The following is a 17,016-nucleotide window of genomic DNA, read 5'->3' on the forward strand; positions in this document are numbered from 1 at the left end:
GAGCGTACTTAATGTACGTGAAGATGGTGAGCACCGCACAATCCCAAGCTGGCAAGTAAGATAGCCCGCTATAGTTCAAAGACGCATTGGCATGACAACATAGGCCGCAGCCTGACTAGCACCGTCTTCAATTTGCACGCTGGAGACCGAATCGGTCAATAACAGGCGTACATCTTCACATTTCAGTGCATTCAGCACATCAAGTACATAGCTGACGTTGAAACCGATCTCCATTTCCGTTCCCTCGTAGCTTACATCGAGGATTTCTTCCGCTTCTTCCTGTTCAGGATTATTGGCGGTAATTTTGAGCTGGTTGTGGCTAACATAGAGCCGAACGCCACGGAACTTCTCATTTGATAAAATGGCTGCACGGGCAAAAGCCTGTTTCAGCAAGTCACAACCCGCTTCTAGCGTTTTGTCAGGGTTCTTCGGTAATACCCGGCGATAATCAGGGAAACGGCCATCAACCAGCTTAGAGGTGAAAATAAAATCCCCCACATGTGCACGGATGTTGTTGCTGCCAATTTGCAGGCGCAGTGGTGTATCCCCGCCATCCAATAACCTGACCAGCTCCATCACACCTTTACGCGGCACGATCACCGAATGTGAAGGTAATGTTTGCCCGATTGGCATGGAACATACCGCCAAACGGTGACCATCGGTCGCCACAGTACGCAGTTCTTCGCCTTCAGTCTCAAACAGCATACCGTTCAAGTAATAGCGCACGTCCTGATGAGCCATCGAGAACTGAGTGGACTCAATCAGACGCTTCAGTGTGGCTTGCGGTAAGGTGAATTCCACCTCACTCTGCCAATCATCCAGATTAGGGAAGTCCGCCGCTGGCAGGGTAGACAGCGAGAAGCGGCTACGGCCAGAGCGCACCAGTAGACGATCACCATCCAGCGCCACCGTGATTTCTGCCCCTTCTGGCAAACCGCGCCAAATATCAAAAAACTTCCGGGCAGGTACGGTAGTTGCTCCCTGAGTATGGGGATTAGACAACGCAACGCGCGCGACCATCTCCATTTCCAGATCGGTACCGGTCAACAACAAAGAGCCTTCGGTCACTTGCAATAACAAGTTACCTAAAATTGGCAACGTAGGACGTCCACCCAGCGGGCTACTGACCTGTTGCAGCGGTTTTAGCAGATGCTCACGTTCAATGATAAATTTCATAGCGCTAGGAGGATAATGTTCTGATTAAGTTAGAGAAATCTTCTTTGATGTCGTGGCTTTCTTCACGCAATTGCTCAATCTTGCGGCAAGCATGCAACACCGTGGTATGGTCGCGGCCACCAAACGCATCGCCGATTTCAGGCAGGCTGTGGTTGGTTAGCTCTTTTGCCAGCGCCATCGCCATTTGGCGCGGGCGGGCCACCGAACGGGAACGCCGTTTGGAGAGCAGGTCAGCGACCTTAATTTTATAATATTCTGCGACAGTCTTTTGAATATTATCGATAGTAACCAGCTTTTCCTGCAATGCCAGCAAGTCACGCAGAGCTTCACGAACAAAATCAATGGTGATTGCCCGACCCGTAAAGTTGGCATTAGCTATCACACGATTCAATGCCCCTTCCAGCTCACGCACATTGGAACGCAGACGCTTGGCAATAAAGAACGCAACCTCACCGGGCAAGCGAATATCATTTTCATCCGCTTTTTTCATCAGGATCGCGACTCGGGTTTCCAGTTCCGGCGGCTCAATGGCAACCGTTAAACCCCAGCCAAAACGCGATTTCAAACGATCTTCGACGCCATTGATCTCTTTTGGATAGCGATCTGAGGTCAAAATGATCTGCTGATTACCTTCCAATAAGGCATTAAACGTATGGAAAAACTCTTCCTGGGAACGCTCTTTATTGGCAAAGAACTGTATATCATCGATTAATAATGCATCAACGGAACGATAATAGCGCTTAAATTCTTCTATCGCGTTGTTCTGCAAGGCCTTAACCATGTCTTGCACAAAACGCTCCGAATGCATGTAAACCACTTTGGCATTGGCTTTACGCGCCATGATGCCATTCCCTACTGCATGTAACAGGTGAGTTTTACCCAAACCTGTACCGCCATAGAGGAATAACGGGTTATATGCACCACCCGGATTATCGGCCACCTGGCGTGCAGCAGCACGAGCCAGTTGGTTGGATTTACCTTCAACAAAGTTATCAAAGGTGTGCTTCGGGTTCACATTCGAACGGTAAGAATGTTCAGGTTGAGCAGGCGAACTGTCCCAACTAGGGCGCACAGGTGCGCTGCGGGTAACCGGAGCAACAGGTGCGCTAACGCTGGCGGTTACTGGATGGCTATGTGCTCTTATCGCCGGTTTACTCCCTACTTCAAAACGCAGTAAAGGAACCTCGGAACCACAAAAGTCATTAAGTAAGCCATTGATATTGTTTAAGTACTTATCACGGACCCAGTCCAGTACAAAACGATTAGGGGCGTAAAGCGCCAGAGTATTGTCACTCAGTTCCGCCTGTAGGGGGCGTATCCACATACTAAATTCTGTGGCAGGTAACTCATCCTGCAATCGGGCAAGACACTGCTGCCAAAGCGAAAGTGACACGGCGGACTCCACTCGAACAAGATCAATAAAAGAAAGAAATCAGGATTTTTTGTAACTCATCGTTTTTGACACACGCCAATATGGCCTGTAGCAAGCCAAAGTGACATGCGAACCGTTTTTCGGTTGTTTTTACGACTAACATCCCCCTGCGATCCCGGAGTAATGATCCAGAGTGGCGGATGCGATCGGAATGGCGGATCATAGCGCAAAAGGAGCAATAGATCCTCCCCTTCCTCACAGATTAGATCCTTTTTATCCACAGGCCATAACTTCTGTTAGGAGTGTAACCCAGTGCACAGCTTTTCGTGTCCCTCATCGGCAATGATCGCAAAATATTTCAGAATATACTGGTAATGCCTTCCCCTTTTCCGCCAACTGATCCTCATTAATCCGCAAAGGATCTCACTGCGATCCTTGCGATTTGTCCGGGAGTCCGTATAATCCTCAGCCCTACGTGTGATGCCTGTACTCTTGATGGCTTTGGCCAAAAAGAAACCAGCGGTGAACACGGGCAGGCTCTTGGTAAACTCCCGATACAGAAAACTTCTGTGCGGGCGGGCGCAATGTCAATTGACTCAGGACTGTACAATTATTACAATCCCGCTTCTTTATATGTTGCGATTGAGGCGTCGGTGTCTTCACTCCGAGCAGCCAAACGCGTTTACTGAATCAGTAATTATTTTAAGTTTAGGTAGAAATCGCTATGAAACGCACTTTCCAACCGTCCGTATTGAAGCGCAACCGTAGCCACGGTTTCCGTGCTCGTATGGCCACCAAAAATGGTCGTCAAGTTCTGGCTCGCCGTCGTGCGAAAAGCCGTTCTCGTCTGACTGTTTCTAAGTAATAAAAGCTAACCATCTCAGTGGTTAAGCTAGCATTTCCTAGGGAGTTACGTTTGTTAACTCCCAGTCATTTCACTTTTGTCTTCCAGCAGCCACAACGGGCTGGCACGCCGCAAATCACCATCCTCGGCCGCCTGAACGAGCTGGGGCATCCCCGCATCGGTCTTACCGTCGCCAAAAAACATGTCAAACGTGCTCACGAACGTAACCGGATAAAGCGCCTCACACGCGAAAGCTTCCGTTTGCATCAGCATACGTTACCGTCTATGGATTTTGTCGTTTTGGTGAAAAAGGGTGTGGCTGACCTCGATAACCGTGCGTTGACGGAAGCTTTGGAAAAATTATGGCGTCGCCACTGTCGCCAGGCTCCCGCATCCTGATCGGGCTAATCAGGGGCTATCAGCTCGTGATTAGTCCGCTGCTGGGGCCGCGTTGTCGTTTCCATCCGACATGCTCTCATTACGGAATTGAGGCATTGCGCCGGTTTGGGATGATAAAAGGCAGTTGGTTAACACTGAAGCGCGTATTAAAATGCCACCCTTTGAACCCAGGTGGCGATGATCCCGTGCCGCCGAAACCCGACGATAACAGAGAACACTAACGATGGATTCGCAACGCAATCTTCTACTCATCGCTCTGCTGTTCGTGTCTTTCATGATCTGGCAAGCCTGGCAAGTGGACAACAGTCCACAACCAGCCGCTCAGACCACGCAACAGACAGCGAATACCGCTACCGGTGATAAAGCAAGCCAGGCTGTGCCAGGCAGTGGTCAGGGCCAATTGATTACTGTAAAAACTGATGTGCTGTCTCTGACCATTAATACCCGTGGCGGTGACATCGAGCAAGCTAACCTGCTGGCTTACCCGGATGCTCTGGGTTCAGATAAAACGTTTGAATTACTGGAAACCACACCAGCTTTCGTTTATCAGGCGCAAAGTGGCCTGACAGGCAAAAGCGGCCCGGATAATCCAGCTAACGGTGAGCGCCCATTGTTTGAAGCGCCTCAAACCAGCTTTGTATTGGCTGACGGTCAGGATGAACTGCGAATTCCATTGACCTTCACTGGCAAAGATGGCTCCGTTTTCACTAAGACTTTTGTGCTGAAACGTAACGATTACGCCATTGGCGTGGATTATCACGTTAAAAACGCCTCTGCTGCCCCGCTGGAGCTGACGCTGTTTGGCCAGTTGAAGCAAAGCATCAATTTGCCTAAACACCGTGATACCGGCAGCAATAACTTTGCGCTGCACACTTATCGTGGTGCGGCTTACTCTTCTGATGACACTAAATATAAAAAATACAGCTTTAGTGATATCGAAGACAAAAATATGGACATCACCACCAAAGGTGGCTGGGTAGCCATGTTGCAACAGTATTTTGCAACCGCATGGATCCCAGTAGCTAATGAAACCAACACCTTCTACTCTTCTGATTTGGGTAATGGTCTGGCAGCTATCGGCTTCAAAGGTGCACCAGTTATTATTCAACCGGGTGAACAGAAACAACTGGGTGCTACCTTGTGGGTTGGCCCAGAAATTCAGGACAAAATGGCGGCCATTGCGCCACATCTGGACCTGACTGTTGATTATGGTTGGTTATGGTTTATTTCTCAGCCACTGTTCAAACTGCTGAAGTTCATTCACAGCTTTGTCGGTAACTGGGGCTTCTCCATCATCGTGATTACCTTTATCGTGCGCGGTATCATGTACCCGCTGACTAAAGCGCAATACACCTCGATGGCGAAAATGCGTTTGCTACAGCCTAAACTGGCTGCCATGCGTGAGCGTATCGGTGACGATAAGCAGCGTATGAGTCAGGAAATGATGGCGCTGTACAAAGCTGAGAAGGTTAACCCGCTGGGTGGCTGCTTACCGCTGGTCATTCAGATGCCAATCTTCCTGGCGTTGTACTACATGTTGATGAGTTCCGTTGAGTTGCGTCATGCGCCATTCATCCTGTGGATTCATGACCTGTCAGCACAAGACCCGTACTACATTCTGCCGATTCTGATGGGTATTACCATGTACTTCATTCAGAAGATGTCACCGACTACCGTGACGGACCCGATGCAGCAGAAGATAATGACCTTTATGCCAGTTATCTTCACTGTGTTCTTCCTGTGGTTCCCGGCTGGTCTGGTACTGTACTATATCGTCAGTAACCTGGTGACCATCCTGCAACAACAGTTGATTTATCGTGGTCTGGAAAAACGTGGTTTACATAGCCGCGATAAGAAAAAATAATCCACAACGATAGTCATAAGTATTAAAGGGCGGTCAATATGACCGCCTTATTCTTTTTATAGAAGCCTGATTTTACACTTTCAGGCTTGTGCAAAAATAATAGGTTAAAGAGAGAAATAACCATGAGCACCACTGATACTATCGTGGCACAAGCAACCCCGCCAGGCCGTGGTGGTGTTGGTATTTTACGTGTTTCAGGTCGTGCGGCCGCAGAAGTTGCGCAGGCAGTTTTAGGCAAATTGCCCAAGCCTCGCTATGCCGATTATCTGCCATTTAAAGATACTGATGGCAGTACATTAGACCAAGGTATCGCTCTCTACTTCCCCGGCCCCAATTCCTTCACTGGCGAGGACGTGCTGGAACTGCAAGGCCATGGTGGCCCTGTCATACTGGATTTACTGTTAAAACGCATTCTGGCGCTGCCAGGGCTGCGTATTGCCCGTCCGGGTGAGTTTTCTGAGCGCGCGTTTTTAAACGACAAGCTGGATTTGGCTCAAGCTGAAGCGATTGCCGACCTGATTGATGCCAGTTCGGAGCAAGCCGCCCGCTCAGCGGTAAATTCATTGCAGGGCGCATTTTCAGTTAAAATCCATCAATTGGTGGAAGCACTTACTCACTTGCGAATCTACGTCGAAGCTGCCATTGACTTCCCAGATGAGGAAATCGACTTCCTTTCTGATGGTAAAATTGAAGGTCAGTTGAATGGAGTAATGGCCGATCTTGAGCAGGTGCGCACTGAAGCGCGGCAAGGCAGCTTGTTGCGTGAAGGGATGAAAGTGGTCATTGCCGGCCGCCCAAATGCCGGTAAATCAAGCCTGCTCAATGCGTTAGCGGGCCGTGAAGCTGCCATCGTAACCGATATCGCGGGCACAACTCGTGATGTTTTACGGGAGCATATTCATATCGATGGGATGCCATTGCATATCATCGATACTGCTGGCTTACGTGAAGCCAGTGACGAAGTTGAGCGCATTGGTATCGAACGGGCGTGGAATGAGATAGAACAAGCAGATCGCGTACTGTTTATGGTTGATGGTACGACGACTGACGCCACCGAACCTGCCGCTATCTGGCCTGAGTTTATGGCCCGCCTGCCATCGACTCTGCCCATCACCGTGGTGCGCAATAAAGCGGATGTGACAGGTGAATCGCTAGGGTTAACCGAAGTGAATGGTCACTCACTTATTCGCTTATCGGCTCGTACCGGGGAAGGTATTGACCTACTACGTAGCCATCTTAAGCAGAGTATGGGTTTTACCAGTAACACCGAAGGTGGTTTCCTGGCTCGCCGACGCCATTTGCAAGCGTTGGAAACCGCCGCACAGCATTTGGTGCAAGGCCACGAACAGTTAGTAAGCGCTTACGCCGGTGAATTACTGGCGGAAGAGCTACGTTTAGCACAACAGTCATTGAGTGAAATTACCGGCGAATTCAGCTCAGATGACTTACTGGGGCGCATTTTCTCCAGTTTTTGTATCGGAAAATGAGTGTGATGTTATAGAGCTGGAGCAGATTATCGCTAATTTTGATAATCTGGCTCTATGAGTCCGAACTGTTAGAGTCTCAACCGACGGTAGCTCGAACACTTAACTTTATTCATAAACTGAGGTATCCATGATTATAAAACCACGTGTACGCGGCTTTATTTGTGTGACTGCTCACCCGGCGGGCTGTGAAGCTAACGTCAAAAAGCAAATCGACTATGTCACAGCAGAAGGCCCAATTGCTAACGGCCCAAAACGAGTATTAGTGATTGGTGCGTCAACTGGATACGGGCTGGCCGCTCGAATCACAGCAGCATTTGGTTGTGGTGCCGATACGCTGGGTATTTTCTTTGAACGCCCAGGAGAAGAAGGTAAACCGGCGACCTCCGGCTGGTACAACAGTGCAGCTTTCCACAAGTTTGCTGAGCAGAAAGGCCTGTATGCGAAAAGCATCAATGGCGATGCGTTCTCCGATGAGATCAAACGACTGACCATCGAGGCTATCAAGCAAGATCTGGGTCAGGTTGATCAAGTTATCTATAGCCTGGCCTCGCCACGCCGTACTCATCCAAAAACCGGCGAAGTGTTTAACTCCACACTGAAGCCAATCGGCCATGAAGTTAAATTCCGTGGCCTGGATACCGATAAAGAAGTTATCAAAGAAGTTGTGCTACAACCCGCAACCCAAACCGAGATAGACAACACGGTAGCCGTGATGGGTGGCGAAGACTGGCAGATGTGGATTGATGCGCTACTGGAAGCTGGCGTGCTGGCTGAGGGCGCGCAAACTACCGCCTTTACTTACCTGGGTGAAAAAATCACTCATGATATCTATTGGAACGGTTCTATTGGCGCAGCCAAAAAGGATCTGGACCAAAAAGTTCTGACGATCCGCGATAGCTTAGCGGCCCATGGCGGCGGTGATGCCAGGGTATCCGTGCTAAAAGCGGTAGTGACTCAGGCAAGCTCCGCTATCCCAATGATGCCACTGTATTTGTCATTGCTATTCAAGGTAATGAAAGAAAAAGGCACGCATGAAGGCTGTATCGAGCAAGTTTATTCGCTGTATAAAGACAGCTTGTGTGGTGATGCACCGCATCTGGACGCCGATGGCCGCTTGCGTGCTGACTACAAAGAACTGGCACCAGAAATTCAAAACCAGGTACAAGCGCTGTGGGATCAGGTTACCAACGACAATATCTACCAATTGACCGACTTTACCGGTTATAAGACTGAGTTCTTAAACCTGTTTGGTTTTGCCGTCGACGGCGTGGATTATGACGCTGACGTAAATCCTGATGTAAAAATCCCTAATCTGATTCAGGGCTAAACCCCGGTTATAGCGATAGAACCCGCTGCGGAATTTGCGCGCAGCGGGTTGATAATCCGCCTTTCGTTCCAATCACCTAATAAAAAACACTAAATCCATTATCTCTATTATAGATAAGCTAAGGTCATTTTCTTCGTTTACGCTTCATCCCCGCAATGTTTGAATGATTTCATTCTTAGCTATCCCGTTCTTAGCTAAAAGAATAACCTGCAACATAATAAATAAAGCCTCGTTTAGAGACTAAATTAACACTATTCCACAGGGAAATTATGATGAGAATGCGTTCACTGGCGATGCCTTTATTCAGTTTAATTATTTTTACTTCACTGAATGCTCATAGTGAAGAAAAGAAAGTTATCAAATTAGGATTTAATCCTGGCCCTTATAAAGAACAATTTGAAAAGGGTGTGGCCCCTTATCTGATCAACAAAGGCTATCGCATCGAATATAAAGATTTCAATGATGGTATTCAGGTTAATAATGCCGTTAGCACTGGCGAGATTGATGGCAATATCATGCAACATCCTATTTATCTGCAAGCGATAAATGAGCGACTGAGGATTGATAATACCGGTATTGTTCAGGTCCCGACGCCACCGATGGGGCTGTATTCTGATAAATATCAGCAAGGCCAAAAAGACCAAAAACCCAAAGAAGGTGCGTTGATTTCAGTCCCTAACCAGCCCTCAAATGAGTACCGCGCAGCACTGCTGTTGCAATCTATCGGCTGGATAAAGCTGAAAGAAAAAATTGATCCGGCTACCTTCTCGCAAAAAGATATAGCAGAAAATCCGTACCATCTGGTGATCAAAGAGATGGATAATGCCCAGCAAGTCAGAGCATTACCCGATGTCGATTTTGGCGCTATTCAGGGCAACTTTGCTGTATCTAACGGTATAAAACTCAGTTCGGCGCTGCAACTTGAAAAACCAACCACACAGTTTGTGAATGTGGTAACTGTCGCCGGTAAAAATAAAGATGCAGAATTTGCCAAGGATATTATTGCGGGATACCACTCGGCAGAGTTCAAAAAATACATTCAGGAAAATGAGAAATATACCGGTTATATGCTGCCTGATTATCTTAATTAATGGAATAATCTGATGATTGAACTTCAGCATATTTCCAAGACCTTTGAACGTAAAGGTGTAAAACTACAAGCGCTTAATAATGTCAGCTTAACTGTCGAAGATGGCGATATATTTGGCATTATTGGTTACAGTGGTGCGGGGAAAAGCACCTTATTACGAATGGTAAACTCGTTGGAAAGCCCAACATCTGGCGATGTGATTATTGATGGTAATAATCTACATGATTTCAGTCATGAGCAACTCAGACTGCTAAAAAAGAATATCGGTATGATATTCCAGAACTTTAACTTACTGGAATCAAAAACTGTTTTTAAGAATGTCGCTATGCCGCTTATCTTATTAGGTAGAAATAAAAAATTCATTCAGGATCGCGTCGCAGAGTTGCTGGATTTTGTCGGATTGGGTGATAAGAGTAATAGTTTTCCTAATGAATTATCGGGTGGTCAGAAGCAGCGGGTGGGTATTGCTCGTGCTCTGGCAACCAATCCATCAATTCTACTGTGTGATGAGGCTACATCGTCACTGGATCCACAAACCACCGCCCAGATTTTATTATTACTGAAGAAAATTAATCAGCAATACAATATTACGGTGTTGCTGATTACCCATGAAATGTCAGTTATTCAAAAAATCTGTAATAAGGTCGCGGTTATGGAAAACGGCCAAATAATTGAGCAGGGTTCTGTATTAACGGTTTTTGGCCACCCCACTCACCCCACAACCCTTAATTTCGTTCGTACAGTGATCAAGGACAGCCTACCCGATAGCGTGAGAAAACTGTTAGATAACAGCCATGCTGGCCGCCAGTTTCGTTTAGCATTTATGGGGGCGATCGCGACACAACCGGTGATAAATCAACTCATCAGGCAATATGATATTGGCGTGAATATTCTATTTGCCAACATGTCGGAGATACAAGACACCACATTGGGTCATATGGTGCTGCTGTTAACCGGTAACAACAACCTCATTGATAGTGCCATCACTCACCTGGCAGGAACGGGAATTGATATACAGGAAATACATTAATGATCGAAACCGCAATTACGTTGGACCAATTTGTCCAGGCGCTACACGACACACTGGTTATGGTCAGTATTTCATTGGTGATCGGTTCTCTTATTGGTATCCCTCTGGGAATCTTATTGGTGGTAACCCGCCCAGGAGGGCTAATTAAGAATCGTACTTTTTATAATATTCTTAACCCCGTGATTAATATCATCCGATCACTGCCCTTTATTATTTTGATGGTGGCAATTATCCCACTTACCCGCTTGATCGTGAATACCACGATAGGAACACCGGGGGCTATCGTGCCATTGATTATTTTTATCGCACCTTATATTGGTCGTTTGGTCGAAAACTCGCTGCTGGATGTAAATCCCGGTATTTTGGAGGCGGCAAAATCGATGGGTGCCACGCCCCTTCAGGCGATTTGGTATTTTTTATTACCTGAAGCACTGTCATCTTTAATATTGGCACTGACCACTGCCACCATTGGCTTGATTGGTGCTACCGCCATGGCAGGTACTGTCGGCGGAGGCGGAATTGGTGATCTGGCTATAACCTATGGCTACCAGCGCTTTGATACATTCGTAACTGTCACTACCGCGATTGTATTGATTATTACGGTACAGCTCATCCAATCGCTGGGTAATTTATTTGCCAGTAAAATTCGCCGTGAGTGATAAAAAAACCCCTTTCAGCGAACAAAAGGGGTTCAAATGAAGGGGAAACGTGCCTTTGGGTCGTAGTGACGTAAGCCACCGAAGCGCCCTTGGGTGTGGTCGTCCCCCTTCACACACTCACTCGTTTTTCAAATAAGTCACAGTCGCGGATTAAACCTTAAAGCCGCTAATCACACTTTCCAACTGCAAAGTTTGATCCTGCATCGCCTGTGCCGCAGCAGCAACTTGTTCCACCAACGCCGCATTTTGTTGTGTTGAATTATCCAACTGATTGATTGCCAGATTAACCTGTTCGATACCTAAGCTTTGCTCCTGACTGGATGACATGATTTCATTCATTAATGCTGCCACGTTGGACACACCGCTCATTAAATCATCCATAGTCGTGCCCGCGTCAGCCACCAAGTCAGTACCAATGGCGATATCAGCCACTGAGTCCTCAATAAGTTTTTTAATCTCACGAGCAGATGTCGCTGAGCGCTGCGCCAAATTACGCACTTCAGATGCTACTACCGCAAAACCTCGGCCTTGTTCGCCCGCTCTTGCTGCTTCTACCGCCGCGTTAAGTGCCAATATATTGGTTTGGAAGGCGATACTGTCAATCACACTAATGATATCGACTATTTTCTTCGATGAGTGATTGATTGAACCCATGGTATCTACCACCTGTTTCACCACCTTGCCACCTTTCACCGCAACAGTAGATGCATCTCTCGCTAATTGGTTGGCATGGCTGGCGTTATCCGCATTTTGTTTCACCGTACTGGTAAGTTCATCCATTGAGGCTGCGGTTTGTTCAATTGAACTGGCCTGATCTTCAGTACGGGCGGATAAGTCCAGATTACCGCTGGCGATCTGGCGCGATGCCGAAGCAATAGCCAGGCTACTTTCACCGACTTGCCGCATCATTTGCTGCAAATAGTCGATAAAATCGTTGAAACTCTGATTGATTGCATTGAATTCCGGGCTGCTGCTTTCCGGCAAGCGCTGAGTCAAATCAGCCCCACCCGCTGACAAGGCAGTGATATTCTCTTTCAAAACCGCTAAGCGTTTCATAAAGACGCGGATAGAAAACACCAGGAACAAGAGCAATAACAGCATAATTGGAATCTGTACTAACCCCAGATGCAACAGGATAGCGTGGCTCTGTTTAACCAATAAACTGGTTGGTAAGTCAGTAACCAAATACCACGGACTATTGGCGATCGGGCGAATGAATAGGGTGTGAGAAGTACCGTCGACATCAAATTCACTTTCCAGTGCTTTTTGCTCTTTCAACTGCGGCAGTAACCGCTGGGTTTCTGCTGCCATCGGCGAGTTGGCCGCAAAGTCAGACAGATTTTTTAATTCTGCTTTACCATCCGCCAGAGCGCTGCTACCGACAATTTTGCCATCAGTTTCGACAATCAGAATAGTGCCATTCACTTTCTGTTCCATCTCTTTAACCAAGCGGTTAAAGAAACCTAAGGTAACGTCAATGGTTGAAACACCGTATGCCTCATCACCTTTATAAATTGCCATCGCACAGTTAGTTCTTGGCTGCGGGCTGGCATCATCCTGGTAGGCCTTAGCCCACGCGCAGAAGCCTTTGGGTGCATTTAAACCATCTTTGTACCATGGCTGCTCAAAATAATTTTGTGATTCAGGTGAATTCCAATGGGTGTTGACGGTTAACTTATTTTCTCCATTACGGGCAAAGAAAGTGCTGAACTTAATCACCCCTTGCTCACGTTTATTAGGTAATGGCCAAATGCCACCCCCAAACACATTACTGTCGCCGTACTGATCCACCAGCCCCGGTAATAGTTGATCGATGGTATTGCTGTCCATAATGGCAACAGCCTGTGTAATGCTGCGGGCTTGCGCTTCCACTTTGTTCATTTGCGCAGTGATTGCCGTCGCTATTTGGTCAACACTATTGCCTACAATGGTACTTTCAGATTGTTTGAGTTGCGGTGTCACAAAAAGCTGAATGACCACCACGGTGATTATCAGTAGTAAAATAAAAAACGCACTGACGAGTAAGGTAAAGCGGGCTTGAGTGGTTTTTAGCATTGTCGTGTCGCTCAATTAAGAAAGCTGGATAGCTCCAGATCTATTAACGGCATTTCGCGCACAGACTTGATGACTGGCAAAAACGATTTTTTCGTTCCTCTCCTGCGGTCACAGTTTCAGCGTAATAATTCCATCCATAACACAAATTTAAGTGATATTTAAATATCGTCATCCGCGAGATAGCCATTGTTTTATCACATAAGTTTGGCCTACTCTGGTAACGATATAACCCATAGATTTCAAGATGCAGGCAGTGGAGCAATATACCTGCAACGAGAAAGATGACGGGTATAAAGCCTCATCCATTTACTGAACGGGAGTATGTCATGTCACAGCAATCCCTTAAAATTGTCACTCTGCTGGGTAGCTTGCGGAATGGTTCCTACAATGCGATGGTAGCCCGCGCCCTGCCTAAATTAGCCCCTTCAGGCGTCATCATTGAAGCGCTGCCTTCTATCCGTGACATTCCGCTTTATGATGCTGATGTACAGCAGGAAGACGGTTTCCCGAACACGGTTCAAGCCATTGCTGAGCAAATTCGTCAAGCTGATGGCGTTATCATCGTCACACCGGAATATAATTATTCTGTGCCAGGTGGATTGAAGAATGCGATCGATTGGCTGTCTCGCTTGCCAAATCAACCACTGGCAGGCAAACCGGTGGCGATTCAAACCAGTTCAATGGGGCCAATAGGTGGGGCACGTTGCCAGTATCATTTGCGTCAGATCCTGGTTTTCCTTGATGCGATGGTGATGAATAAGCCTGAATTTATGGGGGGTGTGATTCAAAGCAAAGTGGATGAGCAAGCCAAAGCATTGATTGACCAAGGAACGTTGGATTTCCTCACCGGCCAACTGGCAGCCTTTGCCACCTATATTGAACGTGTCCGCGTGAAATAACTCATGATTGAAAACCCCCACTGGCCGCTGGTGATTGGGGGTTACTCTCTCGACCCACACATGTTGGATGCTGCTAAATGGCCGTTAAAATCACTGTCTGGCTTATCCTGACCCTGATATCCACTCTCTGGCTGGGTTGGTATGGCTTAAATGAGCAGCAAGCTGAGCGTGAGGCCGATTTTCGTATTACCCACCGCGAATTGAGCCAGCAATTAGCCCAACAACAAGCTATTTTGTTTCTGACTCTTGAACCGAACCAACTGTCGCAACTACAGCGCCACTTCCCGCAATTGGTCGCAATCAGCCAAACTAAAGCCGATAAATCAAAAGCAGGCCAGTTAACGCTGCAAGTTCACGGCGGTGATTATCAGCTATCGAACTCATACAATGGCAGTGGCTTGCAGATTAATGGGTTGAAACTGTTGCAGGTAGTGGGCTTACCGAAAAATTTCGACAGCGTGACATTACGCTATCAGCAACATCCGTTAGCTGTGTTGGGCAATCCAAATCCAGATAGCTTCTGGCAATGGCAAAAACCATTGGGAGAGGGTGCTCAATCCTTTTCGTTAACTGGCTATGCCACGCCTCTTTGGCGTGATTTACCTTGGTTAACAGCTCTCCTGCTTTCACTCATATGGGGAGCTACCCTTTATGGTTGGCACCGTTGGCAGCAGTTGGCGCAATACCGCAATCGCGCCGAACAACGGGCTAAATTTGCTGATCAAGCCAGACTCAATGCCATGGGGGAAATTGCCACGGGTATTGCCCATGAGTTGAACCAGCCACTCACTGCCACATTGACGTATAACCAAACCGCGCTGCGATTATTACCCGCGCAGGATGACAACATCACCCCACTGCTACAGGCGTCGGTTGAGCAAATCAAACGAATTTCGGCGCTACTGGAGCGGCTACGCACGTTACTCAGCCGTGGGCAGGTGAATTTACAACCGGTGGTGGTAGCGGATATCTGGCTACGCGTGAACGCTTTATTAAGTAATGAGATAGCCGCCAGCAAAGTAACGGTTGTGAATAGTATTTCAGCGAATTTACCGCCACTTTCGGCCGATCCTTTATGGCTGGAGCAAATTCTGCATAATTTACTCAGTAATGCTATCCATGCCGTGCAACACACTACGACTCCGTTAATTTATTTCACTGCCCGCCTGCAACCACAGCAATGGCTAATTCAGATAGAGGATAATGGGCCGGGGCTAAGCCATCAGCAGTTAGACCACCTGTTCACACCTTTTTATACCACTCGCGAGAGTGGTCTGGGATTAGGGCTAACCCTGTGTGAGACATTGGTACAGCGAATGGGAGGTGACATAAAAGCCGCAAACAGTGAACATGGCGGGGCTTGTTTTACCCTAACCTTTCCCCTGATTGGCGAGAATACGCATGACAAAACACATTTATCTGATTGATGATGATGACGGTGTTCGCGCCGCGCTAACCGCATTACTCGCCACCCTGGGCTGGGAAGTAAAAGCATTCAGTGACGGCCAGCATTTCCTCGATTCATTGGCAATAACCCAGCCAAGTTGCGTACTACTGGATATCAGAATGCCGGGTAAGAGTGGGATGGCAGTATTAGAAGCCATTCAATGCCGTGATAGCACTCTTCCGGTCATCATAATGACTGGGCACGGTAATATTGAATTGTGCCGCCGGGCATTTAAAGGTGGAGCGCTGGAGTTTTTGACCAAACCTATCGACGCCGATGTGCTGATCGAAACCATCAGCATGGCGTTAGAACAGCATGAACAGGCGCTGGCAATCCACAGTCAGCAGGCAGCCTATCAGCAGTTGATCAGCCAACTCTCGGCTCGCGAACAGGAAGTCGCCGCGCTGATTATCCAAGGGGAAACCAGCAAGCAAATCGCCCAACGATTATCCCTTTCACCGCGAACCGTTGAGGCGCATCGCGCTAACATCTTCGCTAAACTGGAGGTCAACTCGCTAGCATCACTTATTCATAATTACTCCTATATCCTACCAATAATATACCCAAAGTAATTGGTGTTGCAGGTAGGCAGCAAGTGAGCAACAAATTGTTTGTAAACCATGTTGAACAGCGCCTGCGCTGGCCCGTAGGGTGAGCCTATGATGAGGCTCATAATCCCGATGAGCTTACGCAGTCAAGTGATTCGGGTGCGTGAGCGCAGATAACACCCCTGCGGCGCCAAGTACCAAGGGAATAGGTAGAAGTACGGAGTAAAACGGGTAGTTAGCCGAATGTTTTTTCACCACTGATCACCGTAACATAACGGCACGGTGATGAAATCACTTCGCTAACAATAAGGATTTTATATGATCAAGCCTATTGCCCTGACCTCCGCCTTATTCATTGGCCTGATAGCTCAAGCCTCGGCTGCGGGTCTGAACACTGAACGTAATATCTCTCAGGCGCTGGCCACCGATTTGGCCAGCCGTACCCTCGCTGTTTGCCAGGCGGATGGCTACAACGTGGCGGTAACTGTGGTTGACCGTGCTGGGATCATCAAAACTGTATTACGTGCTGATAATGCCGGTCCGCACACCGTTAAAGCCAGCGAGCAAAAAGCCTTTACGGCACTATCGACTAAAACCCCAAGCGGGCAAGTGATGGAAAACAGCCAAAAGACACCTGCAGCCAACAACCTGAAAGACATTCCAGGGTTCTTGCTGTTAGGGGGTGGCGTGCCAGTGAAAGCAGGGGATGAGGTCGTCGGTGCAGTGGGTGTTGCCGGTGCACCGGGCGGGCATTTGGACGCACAATGTGCGACAAAGGCACTGGAGCAAATCAGCGCTCAGTTAAAAGCATAAGATTAT

At 47.8% G+C, this 17,016-nt stretch carries 16 protein-coding genes; 13 read left to right on the forward strand and 3 right to left on the reverse strand.

All coding sequences use genetic code 11. From position 1 onward, the window contains the following. Positions 1–75 precede the first annotated feature (75 nt). Together dnaN and dnaA are read right to left on the reverse strand one after the other, a co-directional pair. Entirely contained in the window at positions 76–1,176 is a 1,101-nt protein-coding gene (gene dnaN, locus A6J67_RS03095; RefSeq protein ID WP_005186756.1) for a DNA polymerase III subunit beta, read from the reverse strand. A 4-nt stretch (positions 1,177–1,180) separates the two neighbouring features. After that, complete coding sequence (gene dnaA / locus A6J67_RS03100) at positions 1,181–2,569, reverse strand: chromosomal replication initiator protein DnaA (RefSeq protein ID WP_005186755.1); 1,389 nt, start codon at positions 2,567–2,569, stop codon at positions 1,181–1,183. 703 nt (positions 2,570–3,272) lie between these two features. Here dnaA and rpmH point away from each other — a divergent pair. From rpmH to A6J67_RS03150, 9 genes are all read left to right on the forward strand, one after another. Next, on the forward strand, positions 3,273–3,413 hold the full coding sequence (rpmH, locus tag A6J67_RS03110) for a 50S ribosomal protein L34 (protein WP_002220736.1): 141 nt from the start codon (positions 3,273–3,275) through the stop codon (positions 3,411–3,413). An 18-nt stretch (positions 3,414–3,431) separates the two neighbouring features. Next, on the forward strand, positions 3,432–3,791 hold the full coding sequence (gene rnpA / locus A6J67_RS03115) for a ribonuclease P protein component (protein WP_025380108.1): 360 nt from the start codon (positions 3,432–3,434) through the stop codon (positions 3,789–3,791). Beyond that, a complete protein-coding gene (gene yidD / locus A6J67_RS03120; RefSeq protein ID WP_032906726.1) occupies positions 3,755–4,012 on the forward strand; it encodes a membrane protein insertion efficiency factor YidD in 258 nt (85 codons plus the stop codon). The genes rnpA and yidD overlap by 37 nt, the downstream gene beginning before the upstream one ends. A 2-nt stretch (positions 4,013–4,014) precedes the next feature. Beyond that, positions 4,015–5,655, forward strand: coding sequence for a membrane protein insertase YidC (yidC, locus tag A6J67_RS03125; RefSeq protein ID WP_050288643.1), 1,641 nt, complete (start codon positions 4,015–4,017; stop codon positions 5,653–5,655). A 122-nt stretch (positions 5,656–5,777) separates the two neighbouring features. After that, positions 5,778–7,142, forward strand: a complete 1,365-nt coding sequence (gene mnmE / locus A6J67_RS03130) for a tRNA uridine-5-carboxymethylaminomethyl(34) synthesis GTPase MnmE (RefSeq protein WP_005186750.1) — start codon at positions 5,778–5,780, stop codon at positions 7,140–7,142. Between the two features lie 127 nt (positions 7,143–7,269). Continuing rightward, entirely contained in the window at positions 7,270–8,469 is a 1,200-nt protein-coding gene (gene fabV / locus A6J67_RS03135) for an enoyl-ACP reductase FabV (protein WP_005186749.1), read from the forward strand. A 272-nt stretch (positions 8,470–8,741) separates the two neighbouring features. After that, positions 8,742–9,560, forward strand: coding sequence for a MetQ/NlpA family ABC transporter substrate-binding protein (locus A6J67_RS03140; protein WP_032906722.1), 819 nt, complete (start codon positions 8,742–8,744; stop codon positions 9,558–9,560). Positions 9,561–9,572: 12 nt separating this feature from the next. Further along, positions 9,573–10,589, forward strand: coding sequence for a methionine ABC transporter ATP-binding protein (locus A6J67_RS03145; RefSeq protein ID WP_050297639.1), 1,017 nt, complete (start codon positions 9,573–9,575; stop codon positions 10,587–10,589). Continuing rightward, entirely contained in the window at positions 10,589–11,248 is a 660-nt protein-coding gene (locus A6J67_RS03150; RefSeq protein ID WP_032814800.1) for a methionine ABC transporter permease, read from the forward strand. Before A6J67_RS03145 ends, A6J67_RS03150 begins: the two co-directional genes overlap by 1 nt. Before the next feature lie 150 nt (positions 11,249–11,398). Here A6J67_RS03150 and A6J67_RS03155 read toward each other — a convergent pair whose 3' ends face one another. After that, positions 11,399–13,303, reverse strand: coding sequence for a methyl-accepting chemotaxis protein (locus A6J67_RS03155; RefSeq protein ID WP_042568843.1), 1,905 nt, complete (start codon positions 13,301–13,303; stop codon positions 11,399–11,401). Between the two features lie 326 nt (positions 13,304–13,629). On the opposite strand from A6J67_RS03155, the gene A6J67_RS03160 reads away from it, so the two are divergent. The 4 genes from A6J67_RS03160 (at position 13,630) to A6J67_RS03180 (ending at position 17,010) form a co-directional block, all read left to right on the forward strand. Next, complete coding sequence (locus A6J67_RS03160; protein ID WP_042568844.1) at positions 13,630–14,202, forward strand: NADPH-dependent FMN reductase; 573 nt, start codon at positions 13,630–13,632, stop codon at positions 14,200–14,202. 77 nt (positions 14,203–14,279) lie between these two features. After that, entirely contained in the window at positions 14,280–15,629 is a 1,350-nt protein-coding gene (locus A6J67_RS03165; protein WP_080608051.1) for a sensor histidine kinase, read from the forward strand. Beyond that, positions 15,604–16,221, forward strand: a complete 618-nt coding sequence (locus A6J67_RS03170) for a response regulator transcription factor (RefSeq protein ID WP_032906720.1) — start codon at positions 15,604–15,606, stop codon at positions 16,219–16,221. Before A6J67_RS03165 ends, A6J67_RS03170 begins: the two co-directional genes overlap by 26 nt. A gap of 294 nt (positions 16,222–16,515) precedes the next feature. After that, positions 16,516–17,010: a GlcG/HbpS family heme-binding protein gene (locus A6J67_RS03180; protein WP_005186737.1), complete on the forward strand. Its 495-nt coding sequence runs from the start codon at positions 16,516–16,518 to the stop codon at positions 17,008–17,010. Positions 17,011–17,016 lie beyond the last annotated feature (6 nt).

The organism is Yersinia sp. FDAARGOS_228 (assembly GCF_002073315.2).
Taxonomy (GTDB): domain Bacteria; phylum Pseudomonadota; class Gammaproteobacteria; order Enterobacterales; family Enterobacteriaceae; genus Yersinia; species Yersinia intermedia.